Annotated in this window: 14 protein-coding genes; all 14 read right to left on the bottom strand. The window is 59.3% G+C overall.

All coding sequences use genetic code 11. The annotated features are described in order from the left end of the window. Positions 1–201 precede the first annotated feature (201 nt). The 14 genes from tilS to uppS all read right to left on the bottom strand — a co-directional run bounded on the left by tilS (position 202) and on the right by uppS (position 17678). Complete coding sequence (tilS, locus tag E4P00_RS05915) at positions 202–1521, bottom strand: tRNA lysidine(34) synthetase TilS (protein ID WP_248130910.1); 1320 nt, start codon at positions 1519–1521, stop codon at positions 202–204. 163 nt (positions 1522–1684) lie between these two features. Then, the gene (locus E4P00_RS05920) at positions 1685–2632 is read right to left on the bottom strand and encodes an acetyl-CoA carboxylase carboxyltransferase subunit alpha (protein ID WP_003189182.1); all 948 of its coding nucleotides are present in this window, start codon (positions 2630–2632) and stop codon (positions 1685–1687) included. Between the two features lie 128 nt (positions 2633–2760). Then, a complete protein-coding gene (gene dnaE / locus E4P00_RS05925) occupies positions 2761–6282 on the bottom strand; it encodes a DNA polymerase III subunit alpha (protein WP_032877369.1) in 3522 nt (1173 codons plus the stop codon). Positions 6283–6358: 76 nt separating this feature from the next. Then, positions 6359–6991, bottom strand: coding sequence for a ribonuclease HII (rnhB, locus tag E4P00_RS05930; RefSeq protein WP_248130913.1), 633 nt, complete (start codon positions 6989–6991; stop codon positions 6359–6361). Beyond that, positions 6988–8127, bottom strand: coding sequence for a lipid-A-disaccharide synthase (gene lpxB / locus E4P00_RS05935; protein WP_032877371.1), 1140 nt, complete (start codon positions 8125–8127; stop codon positions 6988–6990). The genes rnhB and lpxB overlap by 4 nt, the downstream gene beginning before the upstream one ends. A 2-nt stretch (positions 8128–8129) precedes the next feature. After that, positions 8130–8906 carry an acyl-ACP--UDP-N-acetylglucosamine O-acyltransferase gene (gene lpxA, locus E4P00_RS05940; RefSeq protein ID WP_005785728.1) on the bottom strand — a complete coding sequence of 259 codons (777 nt, stop codon included), beginning with the start codon at positions 8904–8906 and terminating at the stop codon, positions 8130–8132. Continuing rightward, the gene (gene fabZ, locus E4P00_RS05945) at positions 8903–9343 is read right to left on the bottom strand and encodes a 3-hydroxyacyl-ACP dehydratase FabZ (RefSeq protein WP_005785726.1); all 441 of its coding nucleotides are present in this window, start codon (positions 9341–9343) and stop codon (positions 8903–8905) included. Before fabZ ends, lpxA begins: the two co-directional genes overlap by 4 nt. A gap of 111 nt (positions 9344–9454) precedes the next feature. Next, the gene (gene lpxD, locus E4P00_RS05950; protein ID WP_005785724.1) at positions 9455–10510 is read right to left on the bottom strand and encodes a UDP-3-O-(3-hydroxymyristoyl)glucosamine N-acyltransferase; all 1056 of its coding nucleotides are present in this window, start codon (positions 10508–10510) and stop codon (positions 9455–9457) included. Between the two features lie 3 nt (positions 10511–10513). Next, entirely contained in the window at positions 10514–11017 is a 504-nt protein-coding gene (locus E4P00_RS05955) for an OmpH family outer membrane protein (protein ID WP_003172279.1), read from the bottom strand. A gap of 45 nt (positions 11018–11062) precedes the next feature. After that, a complete protein-coding gene (bamA, locus tag E4P00_RS05960) occupies positions 11063–13450 on the bottom strand; it encodes an outer membrane protein assembly factor BamA (protein WP_032877372.1) in 2388 nt (795 codons plus the stop codon). Positions 13451–13524: 74 nt separating this feature from the next. Continuing rightward, positions 13525–14877 (bottom strand): sigma E protease regulator RseP, encoded by a 1353-nt coding sequence (rseP, locus tag E4P00_RS05965; protein ID WP_248130915.1) that lies wholly within the window; start codon positions 14875–14877, stop codon positions 13525–13527. Positions 14878–14928: 51 nt separating this feature from the next. Then, a complete protein-coding gene (gene ispC / locus E4P00_RS05970) occupies positions 14929–16119 on the bottom strand; it encodes a 1-deoxy-D-xylulose-5-phosphate reductoisomerase (RefSeq protein WP_216092227.1) in 1191 nt (396 codons plus the stop codon). Continuing rightward, positions 16116–16922 carry a phosphatidate cytidylyltransferase gene (locus E4P00_RS05975; protein WP_032877374.1) on the bottom strand — a complete coding sequence of 269 codons (807 nt, stop codon included), beginning with the start codon at positions 16920–16922 and terminating at the stop codon, positions 16116–16118. The genes ispC and E4P00_RS05975 overlap by 4 nt, the downstream gene beginning before the upstream one ends. Then, entirely contained in the window at positions 16923–17678 is a 756-nt protein-coding gene (gene uppS / locus E4P00_RS05980) for a polyprenyl diphosphate synthase (RefSeq protein ID WP_032877375.1), read from the bottom strand. It abuts the gene before it with no gap.

Genomic DNA, 17678 nt, shown 5'->3' on the forward strand with positions numbered 1-17678 from the left:
TCACCTGCATTAATCACAGTGCACCTTTCAAAAAAACCGCCGCGTTGTGACAGACCAGCAAGGAAACACCGGTACGTTGATCGCTACACATTTTTTGGAATCGCCCAGCAAAGACTGCTTGGTAATCGGCAACTGCTGCGATTCAGTCGAATCCACAGAAGTTGTATCAAGAAGGGAGCGTAGTCTACCGGAAAGGCGCTATCAGCTCAAACCTTGATCGCAGGTCTGTGGCAACCAATGTAATTGCCAGTCATCCAGCGGACTGGCCCTCAGCCCCGCAAGCGTTGGTACAGCCAGCAATTGCTCGCCCCGATAGACCAGCGGCAATCTGCCACGGACGAAGCCCGGCATACCACTTTCATTCAACAGGCGCTTGAGATCACGCCGGCCTCGACCTGGCACTTCGACGATTTCGCCACCCTGGCGATAACGAATCGACAAGGGTCCCTCGGGAGCCTTGCCGGCAAACATCAGTTGGCCGTTCCCGGGTAACTCTAGTGGATTTCGCGGATCGGGCCAGCTCACCGACACGTCGGAAAATTCCGACCACGTGGAAGGCAGCCACCAAATGCGTTCGCCGCAACGATGAAGCTGACCGTCGGCCAGGCGCCATAACGGCTGTGCGTCCCCCTTGGCATCGCGCAGGGCGTACCAACTGGCCCAGTGGTCACTGTCGGGCAGACGAGTCAGGGGATTCAGCCAATGACGCAAGGCATTGCGCTGGCGCGCATCGGAAAGATCGCGCAACGGAGCAAGGACCAAGGAAGGCAAAGGCAACCAGGGAAACGCTGAAGGCTGATCGGCGGCGGTCAGATCCATGTGCGCCAGTTCGTCGAGCAGGCCCTGGGCTTCACTCAGGTGCTCGGCAGTGCGCGCCAGGCTTGATACTGCCTGAGGCCAGCGCTGCGTCAGCGTTGGAAAGACCTGGTGACGCAGGTAATTGCGCGAGAACCGTGGATCGGCGTTCGAAGGGTCTTCAATCCACTTCAATTGGTGTTCGTGGGCGTAGGCTTGCAGTGCTCCGCGGGAAACCGCCAGCAATGGCCGCACCAAGTGCCCCGTCGCCAACGGGCGACGCTCGGGCATTGCCGCCAACCCACGCACTCCGGCTCCGCGTAACAGGCGGAACAGCAGGGTCTCGGCTTGATCGTCGCGATGCTGGGCGGTGAGCAGCACCTCCCCTGCCCCGATCACCTCGGTAAACGCCTGGTAACGTGCGTTACGCGCGGCACGCTCCAGGCTGGCACCGGGTTGCACCTGCACACGCAAGACCTGCAAAGGTATGCCCAGGCTGTCACATAACGCTTGGCAATGACTGGGCCAGGCGTCAGCGGCCGCTTGCAGCCCATGATGGACATGCACAGCGCTGATGGGCGGCAGGGTTTCGGTGTTTGCCAGGGAAGCCAGAAGGTGCAGCAGGACGGTGGAGTCGAGGCCACCGGAGAATGCAATGCGCCAGGCCGGAGCATTGCGCCAGGGGGCCAGGGTTTTCAGGAGTCTGGCGGGTAGAGCCGGTTTCATCAGATGTCCCCGCCGCAAATCTGGAATACATAAGCCGAGCATACACAAAGCAAATGTGGGAGGGGGCTTGCTCCCGATTGCTGAGTGTCAGTCACTGCATCTGGTGACTGATCCACCGCTATCGGGAGCAAGCCCCCTCCCACATTGAGTTACGGCGTAGACTTTAGAGACCGTAGCTCATAAGGCGTTCGTAACGACGGGCCAGCAGCGCTTCGTTATCCAGCTTCTTGAGCATCGCCAGTTGCGAGCCCAGTTCAGCACGGATGGTCGCGGCAGCCGCGGCCGGGTCACGGTGGGCGCCGCCCAGTGGCTCGGCGATCACTTTGTCCACGATACCCAGGCCCTTGAGGCGATCGGCGGTGATGCCCATGGCTTCAGCCGCATCCGGCGCCTTCTCTGCGGTTTTCCACAGGATCGAGGCGCAACCTTCCGGCGAAATCACCGCGTAGGTCGAATATTGCAGCATGTTCAACTGGTCGCACACGCCAATGGCCAGCGCACCGCCGGAACCACCTTCACCGATCACGGTGGCGATGATCGGGGTTTTCAGGCGAGCCATGACGCGCAGGTTCCAGGCAATCGCTTCACTCTGGTTGCGCTCTTCGGCGTCGATACCCGGGTATGCGCCCGGAGTGTCGATGAAGGTCAGGATCGGCATCTTGAAGCGCTCGGCCATTTCCATCAGGCGGCAAGCCTTGCGGTAGCCTTCCGGACGCGGCATACCGAAGTTGCGACGGACTTTCTCGCGCACTTCACGGCCTTTCTGATGGCCGATCACCATTACCGGCTGGTCGTCCAGGCGAGCGATACCGCCCACAATGGCCGCGTCGTCGGAGAAGTGGCGGTCGCCGTGCAGCTCATCGAACTCGGTGAAGATGTGTTCGATGTAGTCCAGGGTGTACGGACGGCGCGGGTGGCGAGCCAGGCGCGCGATCTGCCAACTGGTCAGCTTGCCGAAGATGTCTTCGGTGAGCGTGCTGCTTTTGTCTTGCAGGCGAGCGATTTCGTCGCCGATATTCAGCGAATTGTCATTGCCGACCAGGCGCAGCTCTTCGATCTTGGCTTGCAGGTCAGCGATCGGCTGTTCGAAATCAAGAAAATTCGGGTTCATAAGCGTCCGTCTTGGGTCGACGGCCAAGGAGTGCCTGGCCAGCCGGTTGTCTATTCGCGCCCTACCTTAAGGGAGAGGCGCGTTTAGGTCGAGATTAAATGTTCAGCCGAGGTCAGGGGTACTGACCGTCAACGGTATTGGAGGAAGACGTTGTCTCGCCCGAACTGGTCACGCAAAGCTTGAATCAAGCCATCAGCCGGATCAATCCGCCACGTCTCACCAAACTGCAACATGGCCTTGGCGTCGCTGCCGGTGTACTCCATGGTTACCGGGCACGCGCCGCGGTGGCGCTTGAGCAGGTCACCCAACCAGCGTAGCTGATCGCCCTTGAGCGCTTCGGTCTTGACCTTCAAGCGCAGGCTTTCGGCCAGGTTGGTGCGCGCATCTTCCATGCTCATCACCCGTTTGATACGCAGGCGCAGGCCACCGGAGAAGTCATCATTGCTGACCTCCCCTTCCACCACCACCATGGCGTCGGTCTGCAAAAGTGACTGGGCGGAGTGGAACGCGTCGGCAAACAGTGACGCTTCGATCCGGCCCGAGCGGTCATCCAGGGTGATGAAACCCATTTTGTCGCCCTTTTTATTTTTCATCACCCGCAGGGCGATGATCATGCCGGCGACGGTCTGGGTATCCCGCGCGGGCTTGAGGTCGATAATGCGCTGGCGGGCGAAACGGCGGATTTCGCCTTCGTACTCGTCAATCGGGTGGCCGGTGAGGTACAGGCCCAAGGTGTCTTTCTCACCTTTGAGGCGTTCCTTGAGGGTCAGCTCCTTGGCCTTGCGATGATTGGCGTAGACATCCGCATCCTCTTCGACGAACAGCCCGCCAAACAGGTCGGCGTGGCCGCTGTCATGGGTGCGGGCAGTCTGTTCGGCAGCCTTGATCGCCTCTTCCATGGCGGTGAGCAGCACCGCACGGTTACGGTCGATATTGGCCTGGTAAGCCTTCGGCTCATCATGGAAATACGGGCCGAGACGGTCGAGCGCGCCGCTGCGGATCAAGCCATCAAGGGTACGCTTGTTGATGCGTTTGAGGTCAACACGCGCGCAGAAGTCGAACAGGTCCTTGAATGGCCCATCCTGACGCGCTTCGGTGATGGCCTCGACCGGTCCTTCGCCCACGCCCTTGATCGCGCCGAGGCCATAGATGATGCGACCTTCGTCATTCACCGTGAACTTGAACTCAGAGGCGTTCACGTCCGGCGCATCCAGGCGCAGCTTCATGGTGCGCACTTCCTCGATCAAGGTCACGACCTTGTCGGTGTTGTGCATATCGGCCGACAGTACCGCAGCCATGAACGGCGCCGGGTAGTGGGCTTTCAGCCAGGCGGTCTGGTACGACACCAGGCCATAGGCGGCGGAGTGGGATTTGTTGAAACCATAACCGGCGAATTTTTCTACCAGGTCGAAGATGTTACCGGCCAGGTCGGCGTCGATGTTGTTGGTGGCGCAACCTTCAATGAAACCGCCGCGCTGCTTGGCCATTTCCTCGGGTTTCTTTTTACCCATTGCGCGACGCAGCATGTCCGCACCACCGAGGGTGTAGCCGGCCATTACCTGGGCGATCTGCATCACCTGTTCCTGATACAGGATGATGCCGTACGTCGGCGCCAATACAGGCTTGAGGCCCTCGTATTGATAGTCGGAGTGCGGGTAAGCCAGCTCGGCGCGACCGTGCTTGCGGTTGATGAAGTCATCCACCATGCCCGATTGCAGCGGGCCCGGACGGAACAGCGCCACCAGTGCGATCAAGTCTTCCAGGCAGTCGGGCTTGAGCTTTTTGATCAGCTCTTTCATGCCCCGGGATTCAAGCTGGAACACCGCCGTGGTTTCGGCCTTTTGCAGCAGGCTGTAGGTCGGTTTGTCGTCCAGCGGGATAAACGCGATATCCAGCGGTTCTTCGCCGACCTTGGCGCGGTCGCGGTTGATGGTCTTGAGTGCCCAGTCGATGATCGTCAGGGTACGCAGGCCGAGGAAGTCGAACTTCACCAGGCCGGCCGCCTCCACGTCATCCTTGTCGAACTGGGTGACCAGGCCGTCGCCTTCTTCATCGCAGTAGATCGGTGAAAAGTCGGTGAGCTTGGTCGGCGCGATGACCACACCACCGGCGTGTTTACCGACGTTACGCACCACGCCTTCGAGCTTGCGCGCCATGTCCCAGATTTCGGCGGCTTCTTCATCGACCTTGATAAAGTCGCGCAGGATTTCTTCCTGCTCGTAGGCTTTTTCCAGGGTCATGCCGACTTCGAACGGGATCATCTTCGACAGGCGGTCGGCCAGGCCGTAGGACTTGCCCTGCACCCGCGCCACGTCGCGAATTACCGCTTTCGCCGCCATGGAACCGAAGGTGATGATCTGACTTACCGCGTTGCGGCCGTATTTCTCGGCCACGTATTCAATCACGCGGTCACGACCATCCATGCAGAAGTCGACGTCGAAGTCGGGCATCGACACCCGTTCCGGGTTCAGGAACCGTTCGAACAGCAGGTCATATTCCAGCGGGTCAAGGTCGGTAATCTTCTGAACATAGGCCACCAGCGAGCCAGCACCTGACCCCCGGCCGGGACCTACCGGTACGCCGTTGTTTTTGGCCCACTGGATAAAGTCCATTACGATCAGGAAGTAGCCGGGGAATCCCATCTGGATGATGATATCCAGCTCGAAATTCAGCCGATCAACGTAGACCTGGCGCTTGGCTTCGTAGTCTTCAGTGGTGTCCTTGGGCAGCAGAACGCTAAGGCGTTCTTCCAGGCCATCGAACGACACTTTGCGAAAGTATTCGTCGATGGTCATGCCATCGGGTATCGGGAAGTTGGGCAAAAAGTGCTTGCCCAGTTTCACTTCGATGTTGCAGCGCTTGGCGATCTCGACGGAGTTTTCCAGGGCCTCGGGCAAATCGCTGAACAGCTGCGCCATTTCATCGGCGCTTTTGAGGTATTGCTCTTCGCTGTAATTCTTCGAGCGGCGCGGGTCATCCAGGGCCCGGCCTTCGCCGATGCACACGCGGGTTTCATGGGCCTCGAAATCTTCTTTCTTGATAAACCGCACATCGTTGGTCGCCACCAGCGGAGCACCCAGCTTATCGGCCAGGGCTACGGCAGCATGCAGATGTTCTTCATCGTTGGGGCGGTTGGTACGCTGGACTTCCAGGTAGAAACGGTCCGGGAATACCTGCATCCACTCACGTGCCAGCACCTCGGCTTCCTGGGGATTACCGCCCAGCAACGCGATACCGATCTCGCCCTCTTTAGCCGCCGAGAGCATGATCAGGCCTTCGCTGGCTTCGGCCACCCACTCGCGCTCGATGATGATCGAGCCGTTGCGCTGGCCGTCGATAAAGCCGCGGGAAATCAGTTCAGTGAGGTTGCGATAACCCACGCCGTTCATCGCCAGCAGGCTGATGCGGCTCAGTGGGTTATCCGGGTCCTTGTTGGACAGCCACAGGTCGGCGCCACAGATCGGCTTGATGCCGGCGCCCATGGCGTTCTTGTAGAACTTGACCAGGGAACACATGTTGTTCTGATCGGTTACCGCCACCGCAGGCATATTCATGCCCACCAGGGTTTTGACCAGTGGTTTGATCCGTACCAGGCCGTCGACCAGGGAGTACTCAGTGTGCAGGCGCAGGTGAACGAATGAAGCCGGCATAGTGATCCTGTCTTGATACATGAAAACAACAAGGCCCGGATTGTACCGGGCCTTGGTAAAAACATCAGCCTTGCTGCTAAACCTCGATCAGACTTTCGCGGGCCTCATAAGCCAGGCGTACCGGGGCAAACGAGCGGCGATGGATCGGGGTCGGGCCCAGCCGAGCCAGGGCTTCCAGATGAACGGGCGTCGGGTAGCCTTTATGGCCGCCAATCCCGTAGCCGGGGTAGATCAATTCGAACGCAGCCATTTCACGGTCACGGCTGACCTTGGCGAGGATCGAGGCGGCGGCAATGGCTGGAACCTTGCTATCGCCCTTGACCACCGCTTCCGACGGCATCGCAAGCTTCGGGCAACGGTTGCCATCGATCATCGCCATTTTCGGGGTGATATGCAGCCCTTCAACAGCACGCTGCATGGCTAACATGGTTGCATGGAGGATATTAAGTTCGTCGATTTCCTCGACTTCAGCGCGAGCGATATGCCAACTCAGGGCCTTTTCACAGATCTCGTCATAGAGCTTTTCGCGACGGGCTTCGGTAAGCTTTTTCGAATCATTGAGGCCCAGGATCGGGCGGTTCGGATCTAGGATTACCGCCGCCGTGACCACTGCGCCACACAGCGGGCCGCGTCCTACTTCGTCAACACCGGCCACCAGTTCGTGAGCTTGGGCAACCAGGCTGAAATCCAGCCCCATTTGCGTGGTCATAAGGCTTCCTGTTTATGGCCGATCAAGGTCAACACGGCGTCGGCCGCCTGGTTCGAGGCATCACGACGCAACGTGCGATGAATGTCGTCGAAACCACGGGTCTGCTCTTCGCCGCCGTCAATCAAGGGCAGTAGGGTCTGCGCAAGCGCTTCAGGCGTTGCATCGTCCTGCAACAACTCTGGCACCAGCAGGCGCTGGGCCAGCAGGTTGGGCAGGGAGATATAAGGGCTCTTGACCATGCGCTTGAGAATCCAGAAGGTCAGCGGCGCCAGGCGATAGGCTACAACCATTGGCCGCTTGTACAGCAAGGCTTCAAGGGTGGCAGTGCCCGACGCAATCAACACCGCATCGCAGGCTGCCAGAGCCAGATGGGACTGGCCGTCAAGCAGGGTCAGCGGCAGGTTGCGACCTTCCAGCAGGGTCTCGATCTGTGCGCGGCGTTGCGGGCTGGCACACGGCAGCACGAAGCGAACCCCCGGCTTTTGTGCCTGCAGACGTTCGGCGGCATCAAAAAACAGCGCACCCAGACGCCCTACCTCTCCGCCACGACTGCCCGGCATCAACGCCACCAACGGGCCGTCGGGCAAACCCAGCTCGGCACGCGCGGCAGCACGATCGGCTTGCAACGGAATGGCATCGGCCAGGGTATGGCCGACAAACCGCACCGGTACGCCCTTCTCTTCGTAGAACCTGGCTTCGAACGGCAACAGGGTCAACATCAGGTCGCAGCCTTCGCGGATCTTCAACACGCGCTTCTGCCGCCACGCCCATACGGATGGGCTGACGTAGTGCACGGTCTTGATCCCGGCCTGACGCAATTTTAGTTCGATATTGAGCGTGAAATCCGGTGCATCGATGCCGATAAAGACGTCAGGCTTTTCATCGATCAGCGTCTTGATCAACAGCTTGCGGCGAGCGAGCAGCTCACGCAGGCGTCCCAACACCTCCACCAACCCCATGACCGACAGCCGCTCCATGGGGAAGTAGGAGGCAAGCCCTTCGGCCTGCATCAGCGGCCCACCCACACCGATAAACTCCACCGCAGGATGCTGGGCCTTGAGGGCTCGCATCAGGCCAGCACCCAGAATATCGCCGGACGCTTCACCGGCCACGAGTGCAATACGCAGATTGGCCATGATCAGCGAGTGATGCCGCGAGTCGACGCCTGGATCGAGTCACGGAACACCGCGACTTCCGGAAACAGGGTTGCCGGCTCGGTCAGTTCGGTCAGCGCCTGCTCAACCGTCAGCCCCTGACGGTAAACCGTCTTGTAGGCACGGCGCAGAGCGTGGATCGCCTCTTCGCTGAAACCGCGGCGGCGCATGCCTTCGAAGTTCATGCTGCGAGCCTCGGCAGGGTTGCCGAACACCGTCACGAATGCAGGGACATCCTTGCCAATGGCGGTACCCATGCCGGAAAAGCTGTGGGCGCCGATATGGCAGTACTGATGCACCAGGGTGAAACCGGACAGGATCGCCCAGTCGTCAACGTGCACATGGCCTGCCAACGCAGTGTTGTTGACCAGGATGCAATGGTTGCCGATCACGCTGTCATGGCCGATGTGCGCATAGGCCATGACCAGGTTGTGATCACCCAAAGTGGTTTCAGCGCGATCCTGTACGGTGCCGCGGTGAATGGTGACGCCTTCACGGATGATGTTGTGGTCACCGATTACCAGGCGTGTTTCTTCACCCTTGTACTTCATGTCCGGGGTGTCTTCGCCTACCGAGGAAAACTGGTAGATACGATTGTGTTTGCCAATACGGGTCGGACCTTTAAGGATCACGTGTGGCCCGATGACAGTCCCCTCGCCGATTTCCACACCTGCGCCGACGATCGACCAAGGGCCGACCTCAACGTCGGCGGCCAGTACGGCCGACGGATCGATGATTGCGCGAGGGTCAATCAAACTCATAGTTTGCGTTCCGCACAGATGATCTCGGCAGAGCACACCGGCTTGCCATCTACCGAGGCCTGGCATTCGAACTTCCAGATCTGGCGCTTGCAGCTGATAAACCTGGCTTCCAGGATCAACTGGTCACCCGGGGTGACCGGGTTGCGAAAACGCAGCTTGTCGGAGCCCACGAAATAGTAAAGCGTGCCGTCGGCAGGCTTGAGGTCGAGCATTTTGAAACCAAGGATACCGGCAGCCTGGGCCATCGCTTCGATGATCAACACGCCCGGCATGATGGGATGCGCTGGGAAGTGACCGTTGAAGAATGGTTCGTTGATGCTGACATTCTTGTAGGCACGAATGCGCTTTTCCTCGACATTGAGGTCCACTACGCGGTCCACCAGCAGGAACGGGTAACGGTGAGGCAGGTATTCGCGAATCTCGTTGATGTCCATCATTTCGGGGGGAAGCCTGTAATAAAGATTGGGGGCGGGCGAACTAAGCGCACGCCCCGCTAGCAAATCAAGGAGGCAGTCTAGCGGCTGTGCACACTTGATATGGAAATGGTATCAGCCTTCAGATGAAGCATTACCGCCAGGGGTCACGTCCCCAACACGCTTTTCCAGCTGTTTGATACGTCGTGCCATGTCGTCGATCTTCCTCAAACGCGCCGCGCTCTTGCGCCATTCAGCCGCAGGTTGCATGGCGGTACCGGAAGAATAGGCCCCCGGCTCGGTAATCGAGTGAGTCACCATGGTCATGCCGGTGATGAAGACGTTGTCGCAAATATCGATATGCCCCACCAGCCCGACGCCGCCGGCGAGCATGCAATGCTTGCCGATTTTGGTGCTGCCGGAAATACCCACGCACGCAGCCATGGCGGTGTGATCGCCAATCTGTACGTTGTGGGCGATCTGGATCTGGTTGTCGAGCTTCACGCCGTTACCGATCACCGTATCGGCCAAAGCCCCACGATCCACCGCAGTGTTTACACCGATCTCCACATCGTCGCCGATCAATACGCCGCCGACCTGGGCAATCTTGTGCCAGACACCTTTGGCGTTGGCAAAGCCAAAGCCTTCGCCGCCGATAACAGCGCCGGACTGAATGACCACACGCTGACCAATACGCACATCGTGGTAGAGGGTTACACGTGGGGCCAGCCAACCATTGGCACCGATTTCACAGCGTGCGCCGATAAAGCAGTGGGCGCCCACGGTGACACCTGCACCAATACGCGCCCCGCTCTCGATCACTGCAAACGCACCGATGCTGGCCGCAGGGTCAACCTGCGCATCATCGGCAATTACCGCCGATGGGTGAATGCCACCGGCCGCTTTCGGCTTGGGATCGAACAGGTGTGACGCCTTGGCGTACGACAGGTACGGGTCGGCCACCACCAGCGCATCCCCGATAAACCCTTCAGCGTCAGCGGCCTTCAGCAACACGGCTGCGGCCTGGCAATCAACCAGGTATTTACGGTATTGGGGATTTGCGAGGAAGCTCAACTGAGCTGGGCCAGCCTCCTGCAAGGTGGCTAGCCCAGTGATTTCTTTCTCCGGGGAGCCACGCAAGGTGGCTCCCAGGAACTCGGCCAACTCGCCGAGTTTGATAGTCGCAGTCATGGCTTACTTCAGCTGGTTCATGCGCTCGATCACCTGACGGGTGATGTCGTATTGAGGCTTGACGTCAATCACGGCGCCGCGCTCGAACACCAGGTCGAAGGCACCCTTCTTGATGACTTCTTCCACGGCGCTGTCGAGCTTGGGCTTGAGCTGCTTGAGCATTTCACGGTCGGCAACAGCCTTGGCTTCGTTCAGCTCCTTGGACTGGAACTGGTAGTCACGAGCCTTTTGCTTGAATTCAAGCTCCAGACGCTCGCGCTCGCCTTGCTGCATCTTGTCGCCACCGGCTACCAGACGATCCTGGATGCCCTTGGCGCTGCTTTCCAAGGTTTTGAGCTTGGTCAGTTGCGGACCGAATTTCTTCTCGGCATCCACGGCGTACTTCTTGGCCGCGTCGGATTCCAGCAGGGCCATCTGATAGTTCAGGACGGCGATTTTCATTTCGGCGAAGGCCGGGGTGGTTACCAGCACAGTGGCCAGCAAGACCAATTGAGTCAACTTACGCACGATGTACTCCTACAGAATCCGTTGTCGTTATCTTGGGTCAGACGCTTAGAACGTCTGGCCGAGGGAGAATTGGAAAATCTGGGTTTCAGCGTTATCCGGTTTCTTGATCGGCATGGCCAGCGCAAAGCTCAACGGGCCCAGCGCAGTCACCCAGGTCACACCCACGCCCACGGAGCTCGCCAGGTTGCTGAGGCTCACGTCGTTGCATTGGGTGTTGGACCGCGAACCGTTCGGGTTGGTGACTTGTTCACACTTGGAGTCGAACACGTTACCCACGTCCCAGAAGACTGAGGTGCGCAGCGAACGCTGGTCCTTGACGAATGGCAGCGGGAACAGGATCTCTGCACCACCCTGGATCAGCACGTTACCACCGAATGGCAGCGGGTCGTTGTCGTCGTCACGTCGAGTTCCGACGTTACCGGTGTCAGCAAAACCACGGCTTGGCGTACCACGCGGGCCCAAAGTACTGTCCTTGAAGCCACGTACCGAGTTGAAACCACCGGCGTAGTAGTTCTCATAGAACGGCAAGCCATCAGTGGAACCATAACCGTCGCCATAACCCAGCTCTGTGTGCAGGCGCATGGTGTAGTTATCGCTCAACGGCTGGAACAACTGGCCGCGGTAGTCGAGCTTGAAGAACGACAGGTCGCTGCCCGGTGTGGTGACTTCCGCAGTCAGGCTCTGGGAATGACCACGGGTTGCCAGTACACCTTTGTTCAAGGTCGACTCGGACCAGCCGGCAGATGCCTTGAAGTTCAGGAACTTGTCACCTTCACGACGAGTGAAGTCGAAGATCTCGTCCACGGTATATACACCGGTCTTGATCTCGTCCTGTTGCGCGGTGATGCCGAAGGTCAGGCGCGAGGTTTCGCTGATCGGGTAACCGATGTTTGCGCCCACACCCAGGCTGTCGATCGCATAGCTTGCAACGTCGACGTCGAGGTCTTTGTAGTCGGTGGTGCGGTAGAAGGCGTTGTAGCCCAGGCTCACACCGTCAGCTGTCCAGTAGGGGTCGACATAACCGAAGTTATAGCGGCTCTGGTATTCGCTTCGGGTCAGGCCGATGGAAACCTTGTTACCGGTACCGAGGAAGTTGTTCTGGGTGATCGAGCCACCCAGGATCAGGCCGGCGCTCTGTGCGAAACCGACGCTGGCGGTGATCGAGCCCGAAGCTTGCTCTTCAACGGCGTAGTTCACGTCAACCTGGTCATCCACACCCGGTACGGCCGGGGTTTCGACGTTGACTTCCTTGAAGAAGCCCAGACGCTCAAGACGGGTCTTGGACTGGTCGATCAGGTAGGTCGAAGCCCAGCCACCTTCCATCTGACGCATTTCACGACGCAGCACTTCGTCCGCAGACTTGGTGTTGCCACGGAAGTTGATGCGGTTTACGTAGGCACGCTTGCCAGGATCGACGACGAAGGTGATGTCTACCGTGTGATCTTCATCGTTCGGGGTCGGCACGCCGTTGACGTTGGCGAAGGTATAGCCTTCGTTACCCAGGCGGCGAGTGATCAGTTCGGAGGTAGTGGTCATCAGCTTGCGCGAGAACACCTGATCCTTCTGCACCAGCAGCAGGGACTTGACCTGGTCCTCAGGGACTTTCAGGTCGCCGCTGAGCTTGACGTCACGAACCTTGTACTTCTCGCCTTCGTTGACGTTCACGGTGATATAGACGTGCTTCTTGTCCGGGGTGATGGACACCTGGGTCGAAGCGATGTCCATGTTGATGTAGCCACGGTCCAGGTAGTAGGAGCGCAGGCGTTCAAGGTCACCGGAAAGTTTTTCACGGGCGTATTTGTCATCGTTCTTGAAGAACGACAGCCAGTTGGTGGTCTTGAGCTCGAACAGGTCGATCAGGTCGTCATCAGCGAATTTGGTGTTGCCCACCACGTTGATGTGCTGAATGGCCGCGACGGTACCTTCGTTGATGTTGACCTTGAGGCCCACACGGTTACGAGGCTGCGGGATCACTTCGGTTTCCACGGTCGCGGAGTAGCGGCCCTGGGCAACGTACTGGCGTTGCAGTTCGTTACGCACACCCTCAAGGGTCGCGCGCTGGAAGATCTCGCCTTCGGCCAGGCCGGATTGCTTCAGGCCCTTCATCAGGTCTTCAGTGGAGATGGCCTTGTTACCTTCGATCGCGATACTCGCAACGGAAGGTCGTTCGACGACCGTGATGACCAGGACGTTGCCTTCGCGACCCAGTTGGATATCTTGAAAGAACCCGGTTTTGAACAGCGCACGAGTGGATTCCACCAGGCGACGATCATCCGCCTGTTCCCCGACGTTCAACGGCAAGGCACCAAAGACGCTACCCGCGGAAACCCGCTGGAGGCCGTTGACGCGAATATCGGAGATGGTGAAGGACTCGGCGTGAACTTCGGCGATCATCAATACGGTGAGAACCGCAGTTAGCAGCAGACGTTTCATGAAGTCCTTTCTTATTCCAACTGGCAATAAACAAACTGCCGCAAAATGCGGCAGATTCGCAATTCAGCGAAGCGTTACAGTCGTCCCAGATCGTTGACCAGAGCTAACAACATCACCCCGACCACCAAACTGATACCGATCTGTATCCCCCAACCCTGCACCCGATCCGACAAGGGGCGACCACGCACCCACTCGACCAGATAAAACAGCAGATGCCCCCCATCCAATACTGGAATGGGCAGCAAATTCAGAACCCCAAGGCTAATACTCAGATAAGCCAGGAAATTCAGGAAATCCGCGACACCCGACTGGGCAGAAGCGCCCGCCACTTTAGCAATGGTTATCGGTCCACTCAAGTTTTTTACCGAGAGCTCACCGAACAACATTTTCTTGAGGGATTCGAGGGTCAGTACGCTCATGGTCCAGGTGCGTTTCGCACCCTCGCCAATCGCGGCCAAAGGCCCGAAGCTGACCTCTCGAACCATCGATGGCGGCCATTCGACACCTTTGACCCCGGCACCCAGGTACCCCCCGGCCGCCTTGGCCTCCCCGCGAACCGACAAGGTCACGGGAACATCGATTTGAGCACCCTCGCGCTCAAATTTCAGCACAATTCTGGTATCAGGACGCACACGTACCAGGTCGACCACTTGCTGCCAGTCACCCAGCGCCTGGCCATCGAGGGCCAGCAGGCGATCACCGGTTTTCAGGCCTGCGGCCTGGGCCGGACCTTTCGGATCCAGCTCAGCCAGTACCGGCGGCAAGGCCGGACGCCAAGGACGAATCCCCAGGGATTTGATCGGATCAGGCTCATCGGCGCCCTTGAGCCAGTGGTCCAGAGCCAACGCCCGCGGGGTTTCGGCACTGGAATCCTGGTCACGCACCACCACATTGACGGTGCCGCTTTCACCCAGGCGGCGCACCAACTGCAAATTGACCGCGCCCCAACCGGTGGTCGGCTCGCCATCAATGGAAACAATTTCCTGCCCTGCCACCAAGCCGGCCCTGGACGCGATGCTGTCCGCCTCGACTGCACCGATGACCGGGCGCACCTGCTGGCTGCCCATCATGGCCAGAACCCAGAAGAACACCATTGCCAACAGGAAGTTGGCGATCGGGCCCGCTGCAACAATTGCGATACGCTGACGAACGGTCTTGCGATTGAAAGACTGATCCAATTGATCAGCCGGCACTTCACCTTCGCGCTCATCGAGCATCTTGACGTAGCCACCCAACGGGATAGCGGCAATCACAAACTCGGTGCCACGACGATCATGCCAGCGCAACAATGGCATGCCGAAACCAACGGAAAAGCGCAATACCTTGACGCCGCAACGACGCGCCACCCAGAAGTGGCCGAATTCGTGGAAGGTAACCAGCACACCCAGAGCAACCAGGGTGCCGACAATCATGTAGAGCGCACTCATCTAATTTCTCCGCATTTCAATCCGATGCCTGAAGGCTCAAACGCGCCCACCCTAACGTGTGTCGCGATCCAGCCATTGCTGGGCCAAGGCTCGGGCCTTGGTATCAGCCTCAAATACCGCTCCCAGGTCATTTACAGCCACGACTGGCTCAAGATTCAGGACGTCCTCGATGATACTCGCGATCTGCGGAAAGCGGATGCGCCGTTCGAGAAACGCCGCCACGGCCACTTCATTGGCCGCATTGAGCATGGCCGGCGCGCTGTTACCCGCCTCGGCCGCTTGCCGCGCCAGGCGCAGGCACGGAAAACGCTGCTCGTCCGGGGCTTCGAAGTCCAGGCGCGCAATCGCAAACAGGTCCAGGGGCGCTACGCCGGAATCGATCCGCTCCGGCCAGGCCAAGGCATTGGCGATCGGCGTGCGCATATCCGGGTTGCCCAGCTGCGCCAACACCGAACCGTCCACGTAATCGACCAAAGAGTGGATCACACTTTGCGGATGGATCACCACCTCGACCTGATCAGGCCGTGCATCGAACAACCAGCACGCCTCGATCAGCTCCAGGCCTTTGTTCATCATGCTCGCCGAATCCACGGAAATCTTGCGCCCCATGGACCAGTTTGGATGAGCGCAGGCCTGATCGGGAGACACATGCTCAAGCTCAGCCAGCGGAGTCTGCCGGAAGGGGCCACCGGACGCCGTCAGCAGAATCCGGCGCACACCGACCTGGCTCAAGCCGCGGGCGAAATCCCCGGGCATGCACTGGAAGATTGCGTTGTGCTCGCTGTCCAGCGGCAGCAGGACCGCCCCACTCTTGCGCACGGCTTGCATGAAGAGTGCGCCAGACATGACCAGGGCTTCTTTATTGGCCAACAGAATTTTCTTGCCGGCATCGACTGCCGCCAGGGTAGGACGCAACCCCGCCGCGCCGACAATCGCCGCCACCACGGTATCCACATCGGCGTCGGCCGCCACCTGGCACAACCCCGCTTCCCCGACCAGCACCTGGGTGGTCAACCCCGCAGCCCGCAGATCATCCTGCAGCCCACGGGCCGCCGCGGCCTCAGGCACTACAGCAAAGCGCGGTGAGTGGCGCACGCACAAGGCCAGCAATTCGCGCAAACGCGTGAAGCCGGTCAGGGCGAAAACCTGGTAACGATCCGGGTGACGAGCGATGACATCCAGCGTACTCAGCCCGACGGAGCCGGTCGCGCCCAGTACGGTAACCTGCTGCAGGCCGTTCACGAAGCGATCATCCACAGCAACACCGCGAAGATCGGCAGCGCGGCAGTGAGGCTGTCGATGCGATCCAGCACGCCACCATGACCCGGCAGCAGGTTACTGCTGTCCTTGATCCCGGCCTGGCGCTTGAACATGCTCTCGGTGAGGTCACCCACCACCGAGATAAACACGACGATAGCGGTGCCCAGCAAGGCCAGTAGAACCTCTTTCACCGACCAGTCACGCACCAAACCGACCACCAGCGTGATCAGCAGCGTCAAGGCCAGGCCACCGTATACGCCTTCCCAGCTCTTGCCTGGGCTGACGGCCGGAGCCAGCTTGCGCTTGCCAAATGCGCGACCAGAGAAGTAGGCGCCGATATCGGCCCCCCACACCAGCACCATCACGGCCAGGATCAATTCATTACCGATGGGGTAGCGCTTGATTTCCACCAGCCCTTGCCAGGCCGGCAGCAGGATCAGCAAGCCGATCACCAGCTTGCAGGCCACGCTGGACCATTGACCGCTGGTGCGTGGGTAAGTCAGCACCAGGAATGTTGCCAACGCCCACCACAGCACCGCCGCCCCCAATACCCAGGGTGCGATGTCCGGCAGGATGTACATCAGGAACAACAACACCGCGACCACTGCGGCGTACGCCACACGCGGCAACTGGTTGCCGAAGCCTGCCAGGCGCGCCCATTCCCAGGCACCCAGGCTCACGACCAGACCGATAAACAGCGCAAAGCCGGACCCTTCAAGCAGGAAGAAACCGCACAAGGCAATCGGCAGCAGGATCAGCGCCGTGATGATTCGTTGTTTAAGCATTTAAACCCGGGCTCCAGCTTCGATCTGCTCGCTCGTTTTACCGAAACGACGCTGACGGGAAGCGAAATCGGCCAGCGCATTGCGCATGGCATCGTGTTTGAAGTCCGGCCAGAACAGGTCGGAGAAGTACAACTCGGTATAGGCTAGCTGCCACAACAGGAAATTGCTGATGCGATGCTCACCACCGGTACGGATACACAAGTCCGGCAACGGCAGGTCGCCGGTCACCAGGCAGGTTTGCAACAGTTCGGGCGTGATGTCGTCGGGGCGCAGATGGCCGGCCTGCACTTCGCGGGCAAGCCGTTGCGCAGCCTGGGCGATATCCCACTGGCCGCCGTAATTGGCTGCGATCTGCAGCACAAAACGATTACTGCCTGCGGTGATAGCCTCGGCTTCGCGCATGGCCACTTGCAGTTCCGGGTGGAACCGCGAGCGATCACCAATGATGCGCAGACTGATGTTGTTGTCATTGAGGCGCTTGGCCTCACGACGCAGCGCCTTGAAAAACAGGTCCATCAAGGCACTGACTTCGTCGGCGGGCCGCTGCCAGTTCTCACTGGAAAAGGCGAACAAGGTCAACACTTCGACCTTGGCCTCGGCGCACACCTCAATCACCGCCCTTACCGCGTCAACACCCGCTTTATGCCCGGCAACACCCGGCATAAAGCGTTTTTTCGCCCAGCGATTATTCCCATCCATGATGATCGCGACATGGCGCGGCACCACGGAGGGCACAGTCTGCTTGGTCTTTTCCAT

Origin of the sequence: Pseudomonas sp. B329 (assembly GCF_023127835.1) — a bacterium.
GTDB classification, from domain to species: domain Bacteria; phylum Pseudomonadota; class Gammaproteobacteria; order Pseudomonadales; family Pseudomonadaceae; genus Aquipseudomonas; species Aquipseudomonas synxantha_A.